The organism is Paenibacillus sp. OAS669, from assembly GCF_014873645.1.
Lineage (GTDB): Bacteria > Bacillota > Bacilli > Paenibacillales > NBRC-103111 > Paenibacillus_S > Paenibacillus_S vulneris.
Window position 1 is genome coordinate 140778 of record NZ_JADBDR010000007.1, and the last position, 15628, is coordinate 156405.

Here is a 15628-nt window from a genome sequence, read left to right on the forward strand (position 1 = left end):
CAAAAAAAGCACTAACCGCAGAGGTTAGTGCTTTTTATTTTAGGCTAGTAGCCTTTTTTGCTGCTCGGGTCCTCCGCGCCGGAAGGAATCGCAAACTCTTCGTTGTAATTCGGCAGGGCCTCTTTGGTCAAGTAATCCTGATCGATATATTTGGCCAAATACTGCTTACCGAACAATTGGTCATATTGAAAATCCCGGTACTCATTGACGGTTGCCTGAGCTTCGTCCGGTACATTTTGATGCAGACCTCCGTTGGCATCGACAACCAGGTTGCGCAGCAGCCCCGGCGTTTGCCCCATCAAGCTTTCATTCAAAGCAAGAGTAGCCGGCTTTTCCATCCCCAATTTATCTAATACGTACGTCCCCAGGAAGGAATCGCTCAAGACAGGCACCTGCTCCTTCGGCAAATCGACGTTAGACCACATTACGAACGGAACGCTGTGCATTTTTTTGTTATCCTCCAACGACCATGAGCCGTTGCCAATCATTCCGCCCTGCTTATACACATCGTAATCCATTCCGAGCATCGGCAGGTGATCGCCATAGAACACAATAACGGTCGGTTCATCGGATTGCTGGAAGTGGTCGATGAGCATTTGCAAGCTTTGATCGGCATCATGTGCGCCTTGGGTATAAGTTTCCAGTATAGAACGTGCAGAATCGGTCAAATTGCCTTCCGCCTTAATCGATGTTTCCCCATACCGGTTATCGTCATAAGGGCCGTGGTTTTGCATGGTCACTGCATAAATGAACATAGGCTTATCGGTCTCATCCACCTGCTTGATAATATTCCGGGACACCTCATCATCCGAAATAAACAGGCCCTTGTACTCGGGATTTTGGAATTGATCCTTGCTCATAAAGCTCTCGAATCCGAGCTGCTTGTATACATTCTCGCGGTTCCAGAACCATCCCTCGTACGAGTGGATCCCCATGCTTTTGTAGCCATTGGATTCAAAATAGCTGGCCAAGCTGGGCACCGGTTTATTAATGTACTGCTGATAAGGCACCGAGCCGTCGGGAAGGAAGCTCATGGATTGTCCTGTCAATACCTCGTACTCTACATTGCTCGTTCCCCCGCCGAATTGCGGCGACAACAAGTAACCGGAGGTCGATTCCTTTTGCAGCTTATGAATCGTTGGAACCGGATCTTCGCTGTAAGTTACATTGGGAAGCAGGGTCGGGTCCCAGAACGCTTCGTTCATAATAAAAATAACGTTCGGCTGCTTGCCGTTAAACGGATCTGCCGTCGCTTTCTTGGCGGATGCCGTCTTCACCTGGCTTTGGCTCGCCAAATTTTGGGCCAACGCAGCCATAGCCGGTTCCCCGTATCCCTCGGGTTTAGGGACAATGGCATTTTTCACATTCATGGTAAAGGCCAGCGCCATCCCGTTGTTGCTGTAATTTTCCTGCTGATTCCAGACGATTTCGCTAACGCCCATCTTATCCATCATGTGGCTGGCCCACTGCGTTCTTACACCGAAGGAATACAGCGCAAACAGGGACAGCAGGCCCAGGACGATGCGGCTTCCGCTGCGTAATTTGAGCCGCGGCCATACGAAGCATAGCGCGATCATCAAGACGACGATGCCCCCTACCAGAGACAGACGCTTGATTGCCGCCGGTCCGGTAACCAGCGGAAGGATATTCATGCTTTCTTTTTTCAGGAATATATCCCAAGGGAAGAACGGCTCCCCGATCAGCTTCGTTTTAAAATAAGTAATCAGAGCCATAATAAACAGCAGCAGCGCAGTCACTGTAGCCCCCGGCATCATAGCTCCGAACAGGCTGTAAAAGAAAACCAGCACGAATAGATTGATCAGGGCGTTCATCAGCACCAGCTTATCATTTTGCACCATCCAGGCCCATGTTTCCTGAAAGGAACCCCTTTGAAGAAGCTCCACCCCAAAAACAAGCAGTATCGGTATGATCGCGAGCATAGTCAGGATTAGGCCGTACTGTAGAGTCCGGTTACGGATGACTGTCGCTTTGGTTTGGCTCCGGGCTTTTCGTTTAAGCTTCACCTTTCCTTCACTCCTTTATTTTTTTCCACCAAGTACCGTGTACCTAGATTATGAACATATTGTAAAGGTCTAAACTTAAAATCAGCTGAAAATGACCCCGGTGGAACAAATTGGAGCAAGCCCGATGCCGCTCAGGTTTAAAATCGGCTGTTTTGGTGCATCCTTTCTAGTAGAACTGCTAGATTGATAGATTGCAGGAAAGAGGTGCGCGGAATGAATCGTCGATGGCTGGGTTATGTAATAGGTTGTCTGGTTGCCGTAAGCTGCATAGCGGGTGCTTGGGGTGCAGGGGCCGCCGGGAAGGCGGATAACAGCTTTGAGCTGCTGATGCCTTTATCGGAGAAGTTTATGGGGGCGGAGCAAAAAATGATCGTTAAGCATGCAGGGCCTTATCAATCCTATTCTAGCGAAATGCAATTTGTACAAATCGGTCAGCAGATCAGCCAGCTTCTAGGGCTTCCCGTAACTTCAGACATCACCAAGGAGACGGACCACCTGCTATATAAAACAGCTTCTCAGGATGCTGCGAACGGTGTAGAGGAGACCCTGCTGTGGATCGGTTTTCCGGACGGCACGTCCGAGCTGGTGGTATCGGCCCAGACGACACAGCCTGAAGGCTTCACCCTCATCCAATCAGTCCAGCAGAGACTGGCAGACAGCCTCGCTTTCCTGCATATCAAGCCGCAATGGAACGTCATGATCCAGGGCAATGCATCAGAGGAATACTCTATCGACGCTTCCCCTTTGCAGGATTGGGTACAGAAACGGCTGGAGGCCCACAAGGTAGAGCAGTACGAAGATGCAGGCAGCACCAGCGTAACTTATTATTCTCCCAAGTTTAAGGAGCATATTAACAACGGCAAGCAGGAGATGAATCTTCAGGTCGCCGTCCACCGCAGCTCCATAACGCACCAGAACCGGATTACTATAGGCATTCCGGCTATCACCATAGAATACTAGTCTTGAAGCCCTTATCCCGGTTCCTTATTCAGGAAAATCCTTCTTAGTGAATTGTTCTTTCTGCTCATTTCATGTACACTCACATAAGTACGTATGTTTGGTATAACCGGACATGGACGATGCAAAAATGACGATACATAAAGGATACGATTCTAATGATGAACCCCGTTTACTATAAAAGGCCGTTCGGCGCAAACAGCAAGAAAGTCCCTTTTGCCGCTATCGCTCCGGCCAAGACAAGCAAGGACCTGGTATCCGATGATGAGTCGGATGCTTTTTATTTCCGCGCTCTGGAGAGCCGCGGCATCGCCCTGAACGCCCGGCAAATTCAGGCGGTGCGGCATTTTGAAGGCCCCATTCTGACGCTCGCCGGCGCCGGTTCGGGTAAAACCTCCGTGCTGGTGGCGCGCACAGGCTATCTGCTCTCCGTCCGTCATGTGCAGCCGGCTCACATTCTGCTTGTTACCTTCTCGAGCAAAGCGGCTGCAGAGATGAAGCAGCGGATTGCACAGCTGCCGGGGATCACAAGCCGAATGGCCCAGGAGGTACAGGCGCGTACGTTCCATTCCTTCTTCCTGCTGCTGCTGCGCAAGCAGGGCTACACGCAGGAGATATTCAGCGAGACGCGCTACCAGCATATTGTATTGAAGCGATTGCTGCGCGAACGCGGGCTTCAAGACGATTATGAGCCCGAGACGGTGCTCTCCGCTCTCTCGGCGTACAAAATGAATATGACCGACCTGAACGATTTGCCTGAACGCACACCCGACGAAGCCAACCTGAAGCGCATCTTCCTGCAATATGAGCAGTGGAAGGCCTCTAATAACAAGATGGATTTCGATGATATTTTGGTTTATGCGCATCAGCTGCTGAAGGAATCTCCCTCCCTTCTGTCGTCGCTGCAAAATCGTTTCCGGTACATCATGAACGACGAATTTCAGGACACCAACAAGCTGCAGTACGAGCTGGTTCGCATTATCGCGGCTCCGCACAACCATCTGATGGTGGTCGGAGACGACGACCAGACGATCTACACGTTCCAGGGCGCGAACCACGAATTCATCCTTCAATTTCATAAGGAATATCCGGGAGCCAGAACGATCACGCTCGATATCAATTACCGTTCGACCTCGAGCATCGTCGGATTAGGCAATGAAGTGATTCGGCACAATACGCGGCGCAAGAGCAAGACGCTGCAGGCAACGAGGCAAAGCCCGATGCTTCCCCAATATATCCGGCCGGGAGATACGGATGAGGAGGCTCAGGCCGTACTGAGCCGTATCCGGCAGGACGTGGAGCAAGGAATCCGCACCTACAGCGACTTTGCCATCCTGTACCGAACGGCAAGCAGCAGCCGGGCGATGCTGGAGGAGCTCGTCATTCAAGGCATTCCGTTCGTTCACTACGGAAGCGTCGATGTGTTCTACGACCAGTGGATGGTCAGACCGGTCATTGATCATTTGCGGCTCGGCTTGAACCGCCGCGACTTTGAGGCACTGGCGGGCATTCTGCAGACGCTGTATTTGAGCCGCGACAAATGCATGGATTACATTCTTCACTGCGAAGGCATCCAGCCTAAGAAGGGGCCGATGATTCATCTGATGACCTTCCCTGATTTGAAGGATTATCAGAAGGAAAAGGTCAAGGAGCGCATCGAGCTGATCCGGGTCCTTGCCGATATGAAGCCTCTGGAGGCCATTCAGGAAATTCGCCGCAGGTTCTACGATGTTTTCCTGGAGACCGCCGACGGGCGGACGTTGACTCCGCATAAGGAGCTGCTGAAGGAGACGCTGGATGAGCTGGAGGCATCGGCCAAACGATTCAACACGGTTGAGGAATTCGTGAAGCATATCGATCACATGACCGAGATGCATCAGGCCATGGAGCAGATGCGCGGCAATCCCGGCGCCGATACGGTCACCTTAATGACCATCCATAAGGCCAAGGGGCTTGAATTCCCCGTCGTCTTTGCCATAGGGTTATCCGAAGGCATACTGCCCCACAGCTCGGCAGTGGAGGCAGGCGCCGTGACGAAGGGGGATAAGAGAACAAGGCAGCAAATCCAGGAGGAAGCCTTGGCCGCACTGGAGGAAGAACGGCGGCTTGCCTATGTAGCGATAACCCGGGCCAAGGAGGAGCTCATCGTGAGCTCCCCTGCGTATTACCGCGGGAAGAAAGCGAACGTGTCGCGCTTTATACTGGCGCCGTTCACGGAGGCTTCATCGGCCCCGGGCGATGCCGCGCGGAAGGCGGGAGCCTCTTCTTCGGCGGCACAGTCGGCCTCTGGTGCCGGCAATACAAGCCGCGGCTATGCGCCGAAGCCGAAGGCGGAGCACGCCTCCGCTCCGAGGAAGCTTCACATGGTCCCTGCGTGGCTCTGCACCAGCGGCAGCTGCCCCGCCTGGGCACGGATCAGCAGCGCTAAGGAAAGCAAGCTCGAGAGCAAGGCTTGCCCGTTATGCCAGTCTCCGATGGAACGGGGGAGTAAAGAGGTGCCGGTATAGCGTTGGTTCGAGCCTTGCTGCGGAACACCGAACTCGATCGGCCGCCTTGCGACGCAGTGGAGCCCGCCTCGGCCTCATGCGTGTTGGACGCCCTGGGACGAACCCGCTCCGACGCCCCGCTGTGATAAAGGAATCCATCGTGAAAGCGCCGATGCAGCTTAGCATTTTAGCATTAATGGGAATTCTTGCGCGGATTTCTATTCCGTCTTATAATCCTCAAAAAACGGAATAAAGGAGGATAGGATGATGCGCAAGCTTCAACGATACAGCATGATAGCGGCGGGTACGCTCGTCGTCGCGCTCGGCTTCAACTGGTTCTTGAGCCCGAACCATATCGCCTCCGGCGGCTTATCAGGCACTTCCATTCTGCTTGGAAGCCTTTGGAACACGGATTCAATGATCATTTTGTGGGCAGGCAGCTTTCTCCTTCTGCTGCTCAGCGCGTTCGTTCTGGGCTTTCGTTCCCTTGCAGCCTCCGTGACTGGCTCGATCCTGATGCCATTCTTCGTGCTGCTCACGCATTCCTTGCGTCCGCTGACCGATAATCCCCTGCTGGCCGCCATCTATGGCGGCGTAATGACGGGAGTGGGACTCAGCATCGTCTTTCGGGCCCACGGCAATACGGGAGGCTTTACGCTGCTGGCGCAAATGCTTCACAAGTGGCTTGGCGTCAAGCCTAGCCAGGCCATCATGGCGATGGACTCCGTGGTCGTCATCTCCGCAGGAATACTGATGGCCCCAGAGAAGGCTTTGTACGCGCTGGTCAGCGTATTCGTGACACGCAAGGCCATGGACATGGTGCTGAAGCTGCAAAAAAGCTCCAAGGTCGCCTATATCATTACATCCCGGGAGTACGAACAGGCGCTCAGCAAGGCCGTGCTGGAGGATTTGGACCGCGGCATGACCAAGCTGTCCGGCACCGGAGGATACACCGACGATCACCGCGTGATCATGATGGTCGTACTGGCGGCCGATAAAGCGCGCAAGCTAAAGCTGCTTGTACAGGCCCTGGACCCCCATGCTTTTATCGTCTTTACCGAAGCCGATGACGTGGCTGGAGAAGGCTTCAACCAGGAATTGGAGACAACCCGCTTATGGAAGCGTGCATCGGAATCGCCCGTCCGGCTGTAGCCATTCTATCGTCGCATTAAAAACACCGGTATCGGTCAAGCTGCGGGCAATCATCGCTCTGTAATAATCAGGGACCCGTTCATCGGTAGACAACGTGGACAGTTCCACCCATTCGGGGACATGCTTCTCCGGCTCCAGAACGGCCAGTTCCCCTTCCAGGCACGTGCTGACAAAGAACATAGTGACGGCATGATCTTTATTCGTATGATTGATGTACGATACGATCCCCCGCAGCTTCGGATTCGATATGGTGAGACCCGTCTCTTCCCTCATTTCGCGAATACAAGCCTGCTCTAACGTTTCATGCAGCTCCACCCCTCCGCCCGGCGGGGTCAGCTGATTGTAATTGAAATAGGAGCGGATTCGTTTCTTCATCAACACAATACTGCTCTCCCTTACGCCGATGCAGGCCACTCTGACTCGAATAGACATAGAACTCTCTCCTTTGAATTCCTATACAACGAAGAACCCCCTTCCAATGAAAGGGGGCTAATGTCGATTCGACGGTTTCCTTCCCTCTCATCTATCGAGGCAGTCATCGCCTCGCAGGAATTTGCACCGTGCTTGCCGTTGACAAGCCGGTTGCCGCGGGTTCATCGGGCCAGTCCCTCCGCCGAACTCTGGATAAGAGAAGTGTTCAATTGCAGGTTTGATTATAATCCCATCGATCTATATTTGGCAATCATTTGAAATACTGGATACCCATCGCCTCACGGACCTCCAGCATCGTTTCCTTAGCTACAGCCCGCGCCTTCGCCGTTCCCGCCATCAGCATCTCATCTATGAAGCCCGGCTTGGCGGCCGCCTGCTGCCTGCGCTCCTGAATCGGCTCCAAGAGCTCGTTCATCGCAGAAATGATCAGCTTCTTGCAATCGGCGCAGCCGATGCGGCCCTTGGAGCAGCTCTCGCGGATCTCCTCCTTGCCCTCCGGACGGAATGCGGCATGATAGCCATACATCGGGCAAATCTCCGGATGCCCCGGGTCCTGCTTGTGGATGCGGCTAGGGTCGGTTTTCGCCTTCTTGATCTTGTCCGTCAGCTCCTCCTTCGACGAATCGAGATAGATCGCGTTGCCAAGACTCTTGCTCATCTTGCTGTTTCCGTCCAAGCCATCCAACCGCTCCCCTACGAGGGCTCTCGGCTCGACAAGCACCGGGGCGTACAAATCGTTAAAGCGCCGTACAATTTTGCGCGTCTGCTCGATGTGCGGGATTTGGTCTTCGCCGACAGGAATTAATGTCGCTTTGCAAAACGCGATATCCGCCGACTGGCTGACCGGATAACCCAGAAAGCCGTAATACATATCCTTGTACCCGCGTTCGTTCGCCTCCGTCTTAATCGTGGGATTATGCCGCAGCGAGTTGACTGTGACGAACATCGAGAAATAGACGGTCAGCTCGGCGATTTCCGGAATCATCGATTGAACGAACAGGGTCGCCTTCTCCGGATCAATGCCTACGGCGAGATAATCCATCGCTACATTCCTCAGGTTGTCTCGGATCAGCTGCGGGTTGTCAAAATGCGTCGTCAATGCCTGCACATCCGCAAGCAAAATAAAGGTTTCATATTGATGCTGCAGCTCCACCCGATTTTTCAAGCTTCCGACGTAATGGCCAAGGTGCAGCTTGCCGGTAATGCGATCTCCTGTTAATACACGTTCTTTCATGGAACATCCTCCTCAAAGTTACATAATGGTAGTTGTTTAATAATTGATCGTTACTGCGCCACCACCAGCCGTCTTCCATGGCCATCACCCCCTTTAAAAAATATAGATGAACCGGCATAGCATCGATGCTGCCCGTTTCTGAAACAGTGAGAACAACAAAAAAACTTCGTCCTAAAAAGGACGAAGTTGAATTCGCGGTACCACCTTCATTAGCCTGCCTCTAAGCAGACTCGCTCTACAGGTACGGAGGCGCAGCAGCCCTTTTTCGAGAGCTCTTCCTCGATACCCTGTCTCTTGTAACGGTGAGACATCCGCTTCACCTACCGGCCGTAAGCCTTCAGATCCGCACTCCGAAGCCCATTCAACGCTGCACCGACACGGATTCGCACCACCCATCCGCTCTCTGAAGTCTTTAGCTTCGTCTACTCTTCTTCATCATCGTGAACTATTCATTTGATCCAGTATAGCACACTCGATTTGTAAAATCATTACAAATATTCGCCAGCTACCCTTTCAGGATGCTCTCGATAGCGGCAAGCTCCTCTTCGCTGAAGCTCAGGTTGCTTAAGCCCGCCACCGCATCTTCAATCTGGCTCACCTTGCTCGCGCCGATCAATGCGGAGGTCACTCGACCACCCCTCAATACCCACGCAATAGCCATTTGCGACAGCTTTTGCCCGCGCTGCTTAGCCAGCTCGTCAAGACGACGGACTTTGCCCAGCATTTCATCCGTTAATTCCTCCGGCTTGAGGAATACGCTGGAGCCTGCGGCACGGGAATCCTGCGGAATGCCGTTCAAATAGCGGTCCGTCAAGATGCCTTTGAACAGAGGCGAATACGCGATGCTGCCAACTCCTTGCTCCTCCAGCACATCCAGCAGGCCGTCCTCGACCCAGCGATCCAGCATGGAATATCTAGGCTGATGGATGACCACCGGAGTTCCCATGCTCTTCAGAATCGCGATTGCTTCCTTCGCACGGTCCGCCCTGTAATTGGAGATCCCGACATACAGCGCCTTCCCTTGACGCACCAGCAGATCCAGCGCTCCCATCGTCTCTTCCAACGGCGTGTTGGCATCCGGACGGTGATGATAGAAGATATCGACATAATCCAGATTCATCCGCTTCAAGCTTTGATCAAGACTGGACACGATGTATTTTTTCGATCCGAAATCTCCGTAAGGTCCAGGCCACATGTGGTAGCCCGCTTTAGTGGAAATAATCATTTCATCGCGGTAACCGGCAAAGTCGGCCTGCAGCATTTTGCCGAAGTTTTCCTCCGCGCTTCCCGGCGGCGGCCCGTAGTTGTTCGCCAGGTCAAAGTGCGTGATGCCCAGGTCGAACGCACGTCGTACCATAGCTCTGCCGTTCTCGTAAGAATCGTGGCCTCCGAAGTTATGCCAAAGACCCAGGGATACGGCCGGAAGCATGAGTCCGGATGTGCCGCATCGGTTGTATACCATCGTATCGTATCTTTCATTGCTAGGGATATAGCTCATTGTTTCTCCTCCTTGAGAGTTCTATGAGAAATGCTTGTTCCTTGATCGTGGGACTCCTTAACCGCAGGATATCCTATCTTGTGTCAAAAAAACTCATCGTTCACAGCCTGTCTGACGAAGAGACAGCTCCCTTCATACAATCGTCCAGCCTACTTCCATTCTATATCGGGGGACAAGCATTCCATATGTCAGCATGAGTTCTTTATATGGTATAATGTCTCACAGTAAACATCGTACCTTACGACGGAGGCTGCATATGGGCTATCACGACTACAGATTTCATTCCGACCACTCGATCCGCACTATAGAATTAAAACTTTTTTATTCCGGATTCGAGCACTGCTCGCCGGGGCACTCCTGGGGACCGGCGCTGAAGGACCATTACAAAATATTGTATGTACATAGCGGCCAAGGCATTTACCGTGCCGGTGACCATACCTACCGTTTGGGCTCGGGAGACGTCTTCCTGCTGACTCCTGATGCCGTAGCCTACTACCGCGCCGATGATCAGGACCCGTGGACCTACTCCTGGATCGCCTTTAACGGGCTAAACGCCGAGCTGTACTTACGCCGCGCCCATTTATCTGTGGAGCATCCCGTCTCCCATTGCACCCGGAAGGAAGCGCTTGAAGCCTGCTTTCAGCAGGTTTACGAGGCCAGCAAAATGAGCAGCACCCGCGATACCCGAATGTTAAGCGCTTTATACGGCTTTTTATCCGTACTGATTGAAGAGGCCGAGTGCAAGCACCCTGAAGCCAAGCAGGACAACACGCAGGACTTGTATGTCAAAAAAGCCATCGAATTCGTTCACAACAATTATTCCCAAGCTATCACGATCAGTGAAATAGCGGATTGGATCGGACTGGAGCGCAAATACATGTCCAAGCTGTTTAAGGCCGCCACAGGGCTGACTCCGCAGGATTACCTGATCCATTTTCGAATCAGCAAAGCATGCGAGTTAATGAGCAATCCTTCGCTGTCCATCGGTGAGATCGCTTATTCCGTAGGCTATAAGGACCAGCTGTTATTTTCCAAAATGTTCAAAAAGCTAAAAAAACAGTCTCCCAGCGAATATCGCAGATCCTCCTGATTCTAATTAGGACCTTATAACCAAATTTTGCGAAGTATCTGTCGAATTTTGGAAGGGATTAGTTCTCCAGTAGCGAATAGTAGTAGGACAACATTCAATAACTGGAGGATTATGTCATGCTGAAGCCTTTTGTCAAACCGCTTGTGGCTGCCGTATTGCTGTCACAGATTCCTCTGCCGGCTCTTCCCGGCGGTGCTTACATAGCAGAAGCCTCATCGGTAACAGGGGCAACCTATCAAACGTCCAAATATACCCGGCTCTCGCCCGGAGTCTCCGAGATGACCATGACGTTAAATACGGTCTATACAACCTACTACTATGCGCTCGGCGAGCCGGGCGTATCCGCCGAAGTGTCGGCATTATGCACCTATTCGATAGCCGATACGAAGGTGGCCACCGTCAATTCCCGCGGAGTCGTCACGGCAGTAGGTCCAGGGACCACCGTGTTGACGATCCGTTACAACGATTTGACCGCCTCCATTCCGGTTACAGTCGAGAACATCACGCCGCAGGAGCAGAAGCAACAGCAGCAGACAACGGTCAGCAACCCGGTGGTCAACGAGCCTGTCGTACCTACCTCTACCCTCGACGTGTACTCCGGAATCGATATGTCCCGGCTTTCCACACATCGTCAAGCCTCGCTGGAGCTCATAAATAAGCTTAGACGGGCCGTAGGCGTACCGGCGGTTTCTATTAACGAGAATTTGAACAAGGCATCGCAGGCCCATGCCAATTATCAGGAGATCGATAAAAAGATGGGGCACACCGAGGAACAGGGCAAACCGGGCTTCTCCGGCGCCGGTCCCTGGGATCGCGCCAAAGCCTTCGGATATGCGTCTGCAGGCGGGGTCGGCGAGACCGTAGCCTCCACCGGCACATCTCCGTCAGGAGCGGCCCAGGTGCTGATCGACGCTCCGTTTCACCGGATCATTCTGCTGATGCCATCGTTCCGCGAGGTTGGGATAGGCGTCTCTAACGGCTATACCGTTATTAACCCGGGTACCAAGGAGTACACGTACAACGCCCAGAACTATAAGCCTGTGTACTATCCTTACAACGGCCAGACCGGGGTCCCCTCCTACTGGCATGCTTATGAAACCCCTAATCCGCTGCAATATTACGGCAAAAACGGGGCCAAGGTCGGCTATCCGATCTCCGTCAGCACCACGTCGGGAGGCAAGCTTAGTCACTTGAGCGCACAAATTAGCGATGCCTCCGGCAATCAAGTCGACTATTATTTGGTGGATTCCAAGCACTCGGGCAATGAGAATGCGATTTTGTACATCCCCAAAGAGCCTCTTAAGCCGAATACCGCCTATACGGTAACGGTCCGTTATCAAGCGAGCAACCTTATGGAGAACTCTGCTTCAACGGAGGAACAGCAAACCTGGAGCTTTACGACTCAAGGCGATGCCATAGATTCATTGGTTCCGAACGGCTCCTATCCTACCTCCGTCGAAGTAGGCGGCACGATCAAGGTTCCCGGCTTTTCGGCCAACTACATGAGCGGAACGAAAACCGACGTGTCCTCATCCGTACAATACACGTCGGATTCAGATCATGTCGTGATCCAAAACGGCATCATTCAAGGGATAAAAGCCGGCTCTGCCAAGATTACGGCGAGCTTCGGAGGCAAGGATTTCAGCTATACGGTGCATATCAAAGAAAAGTCCGCCGCAGCTGCCGACGGTGTCGTCCAGGTTTCACCGCCTGTGCAGTCCCGGGATTCCTTCCGGGATATCGGCTCGCATTGGGCGAAAGCCTCGATTGAATGGGCCCGGCAGTACCAAGTCGTCGACGGCTATTCCGATGGAACGTTCCGCCCCGACGGACAAGTGACCGAGGCCGAGTTTCTGGCTATGCTGTTCCGGATGTATCCGGGCAGCGTTCAAGACTTGCAGGCTCAGGCGGATTCCGGCAGCTGGAGCGATAAGTTCTATGAGTACGCACGGTATTTCCGGCTAGGCCTTAGTGGAGACTCACGCGACCAAGCGATTCAGCGGGTTCAAGTCGCCTGGATTATCGGGGGCTTGAATGGCAAGCATTATGCGGATGACCAGGATGCCATTCGTTACCTGCTCAGCAGCGGCTATTCTGAGGGTAAGACGGCGGCGACGGTGGAGGGGTATGGCGGCAGCGATCCGTTAACCAGAGCCGAAGCGCTGCAATTTTTGCGAAATCTTCAGGACAAAGGGTTCACTCAGCTGCTGAAGAAGCCTGAAACGCCCACCGTCAACTAATAGACGGAGTTCATTTACCAGCGTTGAAATAGCAAGTCCGGCAGGTTAGGCGGCAGCGATCCATTACCGCTTTGATTCCAAGACGAGCCATCCGTTGGCTCGTCTTCTTGCTGTTTCCGATGTTTCGCTACTCCATTGGAAGCGACAACTGCGTTGGCCCCAGCATATGAAGCCGATTCAATTGCTTAGCCATATAATCGGCCGAATAAGGCATGTCATGCTCCAGCCAATGCTTCATAATTCCGATATGAGCTGACGTCGCATAACGGATTATGAGCTCCCTCGGGAGAGAGAGCCTGCGTTCATCAGGCTGTGCCAGCGCCTGTCTTGCAAACAGCGCTTCCTGAATCACTTGCTCCATGCGACCGGCAAAGCCGGGAACCCCGTTCGGCCCCAGCATTACTTTATAGAACGGGGCGTGGGCAGCCAAATGCTCAAACTGCCGGACAAAGGATACGGGAGGAACCTCTGTGCTCATCTGCAATTGTTGGGCCGAAAAATGGTCGGGCAGCTGCATCGTCTGCTTCAGCTCCTCCAGCATCCCATCCACCAGACTCCTCAACAAAGCGTATTTGTCCTCATAATGCAAATAAAACGTAGCTCGGTTAATCATCGCACGAGACGTGATATCCCGAACCGTCGTCCGATCAAAGCCCTGCTCCTTCATCAGCGAGATCAGCGCATCCCGAATACATTGCAGCGTGCGCTGAACCCGAAGATCCGTCGTTTCCTTCATCGACATGATATCCTCCTTCTGTCTAACATGATCATTTTATACAACACTTCACCGGATTAGTGTTACAAATGCTGCATCCCGGCTGTTATTGTTGGTTGCCGATTTCCGGTCTGAAAGGTAATATAATCGACACATCATTGTTAATACAACACAGTGTTGATTATAACGGAGGTAGAGAAAGATGTCTATGAAGGAAAAGAATTCAAAATGGGTCATGGCGGGGCTGCTCATCGGACTGATCTTATCTTCCCTTGACCAAACCATCGTGGCAGCTGCAATGCCCACGATTACCAGGCAGTTAGGCGGTCTCTCGCTGTATAGCTGGGTATTTACCGTCTATATGCTGGCATCAACGGCCATCATGCCGATCTACGGGAAGCTGGCCGATCTGTTCGGCCGCAAAAGCATTTTTTTATTCGGCCTGCTGCTGTTTCTGGCGGGGTCGCTGTGGTGCGGCTTCGCTTCGACGATGCCCCAGCTGATTATCTTTCGAGGAATACAAGGGCTCGGCGCCGGGGCATTAATGCCGATTTCCTTCACGATCATCGCGGACATTTACTCTCCCGAGCAGCGGGTCCGATTTATGGGATTGTTCAGTACGCTGTTCGCCGCATCAAGCATAGGCGGACCTGTGATAGGAGGAATGCTCGTTCAGTGGAACTGGAGCTGGATTTTTTTCATCAATCTCCCGTTCGGATTGGCCGCTTGGATTATGTTGGCTTGGGCTCTCGCAGAACCGCCGCGAACAGCGGGCAAACCAAGGATCGATTGGCTCGGAGCAATGACCTTCATCGGCGCCGTAGTCTCCTTGCTGCTGGCGCTCGTCCTAGGCGGCAATACTTACGCTTGGCACAGCGGCGTCATTCTAGGGTTATTTGGGGGCGGTGCTTTACTCCTTGCAGCCTTTCTGTGGGTGGAGCTCAAGGTTCCGGAGCCGTTGATTCCACTGCAGCTCTTTCGAATTCGTACGATCTCCTGCAGCAGTATTGCCGGATTTTTTGTCAGCGCGGCCCTATTCGGAGCCATCGCTTACATCCCATTATTCGCACAGGGTGTCATCGGAGTATCTCCTTCCGCTACCGGGTACGTTCTGGTTCCCCTTATGCTTGCAACCGTAGTGACCACTATGGGCTCAAGAAGGTGGCTGACGATCGTTTCGTATCGAACCGTTCTTGCAGTTAGCCTGACCTTAACCTTGATCGGCTTCTTGCTGTTCTCCCGGATGAGCGTCGATACAACCCTATTGCAGCTTATGATGTATATGGTGATTACCGGGTTGGGTCTTGGCGCGATTTTCCCTGCTTTGGGAACGGCGGCGCAGCACGCGGTGAGCTGGGAGCGGCGAGGGGCGGCGACGTCCTCCAACCAGTTTTTCCGGTCTGTCGGCGGCACCTTTGGCATCAGCATCATGGGCGGGATTCTTACGAGAGGGACTGCGGCCAGGCTGGAGGATGGAAGCACCATGACGTCCGAGCAGCTGCAGCAGTTCGCTGACCCGGAGCTATTATTAAATCAGGAAGTGCGTTCCGGAATACCGGACTCGGTGCTGCATGAGCTTGAGCGGGCGTTCAGCGGGGCTCTCAGCGATATGTTCCTGCTGGCTGCGCTGTTTGTTACCGTCAGCTTGCTGGCCAGCATTGCGATAGGAGGTGCAAGGTTAAGCGAGAGTGCCTCTAAATGAAAAAATAGCCCCATATAGTAAGGCCTTCTCCGAAGCCGATTCAGGACTGTGGGGAGCCCCGAAAGCAGCAAAAAACGGCAGCCAGAACAGAGACGCTG

At 53.0% G+C, this 15628-nt stretch carries 11 protein-coding genes, 1 riboswitch and 1 other annotated feature; of the genes, 6 read left to right on the forward strand and 5 right to left on the reverse strand.

Features of this window, described 5'->3' with window-relative positions; all coding sequences use genetic code 11:
• Positions 1 to 44 precede the first annotated feature (44 nt).
• Positions 45 to 2024 carry an LTA synthase family protein gene (locus tag GGC63_RS17100; protein ID WP_318781068.1) on the reverse strand — a complete coding sequence of 660 codons (1980 nt, stop codon included), beginning with the start codon at positions 2022 to 2024 and terminating at the stop codon, positions 45 to 47.
• 213 nt (positions 2025 to 2237) lie between these two features.
• Here GGC63_RS17100 and GGC63_RS17105 point away from each other — a divergent pair, with 213 nt between their 5' ends.
• The 3 genes from GGC63_RS17105 to GGC63_RS17115 all read left to right on the forward strand — a co-directional run bounded on the left by GGC63_RS17105 (position 2238) and on the right by GGC63_RS17115 (position 6619).
• On the forward strand, positions 2238 to 2984 hold the full coding sequence (locus tag GGC63_RS17105; protein ID WP_192703314.1) for a YwmB family TATA-box binding protein: 747 nt from the start codon (positions 2238 to 2240) through the stop codon (positions 2982 to 2984).
• Positions 2985 to 3139: 155 nt separating this feature from the next.
• The gene (locus tag GGC63_RS17110) at positions 3140 to 5488 is read left to right on the forward strand and encodes a UvrD-helicase domain-containing protein (protein WP_192703315.1); all 2349 of its coding nucleotides are present in this window, start codon (positions 3140 to 3142) and stop codon (positions 5486 to 5488) included.
• A 243-nt stretch (positions 5489 to 5731) separates the two neighbouring features.
• Entirely contained in the window at positions 5732 to 6619 is an 888-nt protein-coding gene (locus tag GGC63_RS17115; protein WP_192703316.1) for a YitT family protein, read from the forward strand.
• On the opposite strand, the gene GGC63_RS17120 is transcribed toward GGC63_RS17115, so the two are convergent.
• The 3 genes from GGC63_RS17120 to mgrA all read right to left on the reverse strand — a co-directional run bounded on the left by GGC63_RS17120 (position 6581) and on the right by mgrA (position 9783).
• Entirely contained in the window at positions 6581 to 7051 is a 471-nt protein-coding gene (locus GGC63_RS17120; protein ID WP_192703317.1) for an NUDIX domain-containing protein, read from the reverse strand. The two genes, GGC63_RS17115 and GGC63_RS17120, sit on opposite strands and share 39 nt — an antisense overlap.
• A gap of 84 nt (positions 7052 to 7135) precedes the next feature.
• Positions 7136 to 7250, reverse strand: a riboswitch (SAM riboswitch).
• A gap of 51 nt (positions 7251 to 7301) precedes the next feature.
• Complete coding sequence (trpS, locus tag GGC63_RS17125) at positions 7302 to 8285, reverse strand: tryptophan--tRNA ligase (protein ID WP_192703318.1); 984 nt, start codon at positions 8283 to 8285, stop codon at positions 7302 to 7304.
• A 173-nt stretch (positions 8286 to 8458) separates the two neighbouring features.
• Positions 8459 to 8733 (reverse strand) — a binding site (T-box leader).
• 57 nt (positions 8734 to 8790) lie between these two features.
• Complete coding sequence (gene mgrA / locus GGC63_RS17130; protein WP_192703319.1) at positions 8791 to 9783, reverse strand: L-glyceraldehyde 3-phosphate reductase; 993 nt, start codon at positions 9781 to 9783, stop codon at positions 8791 to 8793.
• 256 nt (positions 9784 to 10039) lie between these two features.
• Between mgrA and GGC63_RS17135 the strand changes: the two genes are divergently transcribed.
• Complete coding sequence (locus GGC63_RS17135) at positions 10040 to 10873, forward strand: AraC family transcriptional regulator (protein WP_192703320.1); 834 nt, start codon at positions 10040 to 10042, stop codon at positions 10871 to 10873.
• A gap of 116 nt (positions 10874 to 10989) precedes the next feature.
• A complete protein-coding gene (locus tag GGC63_RS17140) occupies positions 10990 to 13113 on the forward strand; it encodes an S-layer homology domain-containing protein (protein WP_192703321.1) in 2124 nt (707 codons plus the stop codon).
• Between the two features lie 127 nt (positions 13114 to 13240).
• Here GGC63_RS17140 and GGC63_RS17145 read toward each other — a convergent pair whose 3' ends face one another.
• A complete protein-coding gene (locus tag GGC63_RS17145) occupies positions 13241 to 13855 on the reverse strand; it encodes a TetR/AcrR family transcriptional regulator (protein WP_192703322.1) in 615 nt (204 codons plus the stop codon).
• Positions 13856 to 14030: 175 nt separating this feature from the next.
• On the opposite strand from GGC63_RS17145, the gene GGC63_RS17150 reads away from it, so the two are divergent.
• Positions 14031 to 15530, forward strand: a complete 1500-nt coding sequence (locus tag GGC63_RS17150; RefSeq protein WP_192703323.1) for an MDR family MFS transporter — start codon at positions 14031 to 14033, stop codon at positions 15528 to 15530.
• The last annotated feature ends 98 nt before the right edge of the window (positions 15531 to 15628 follow it).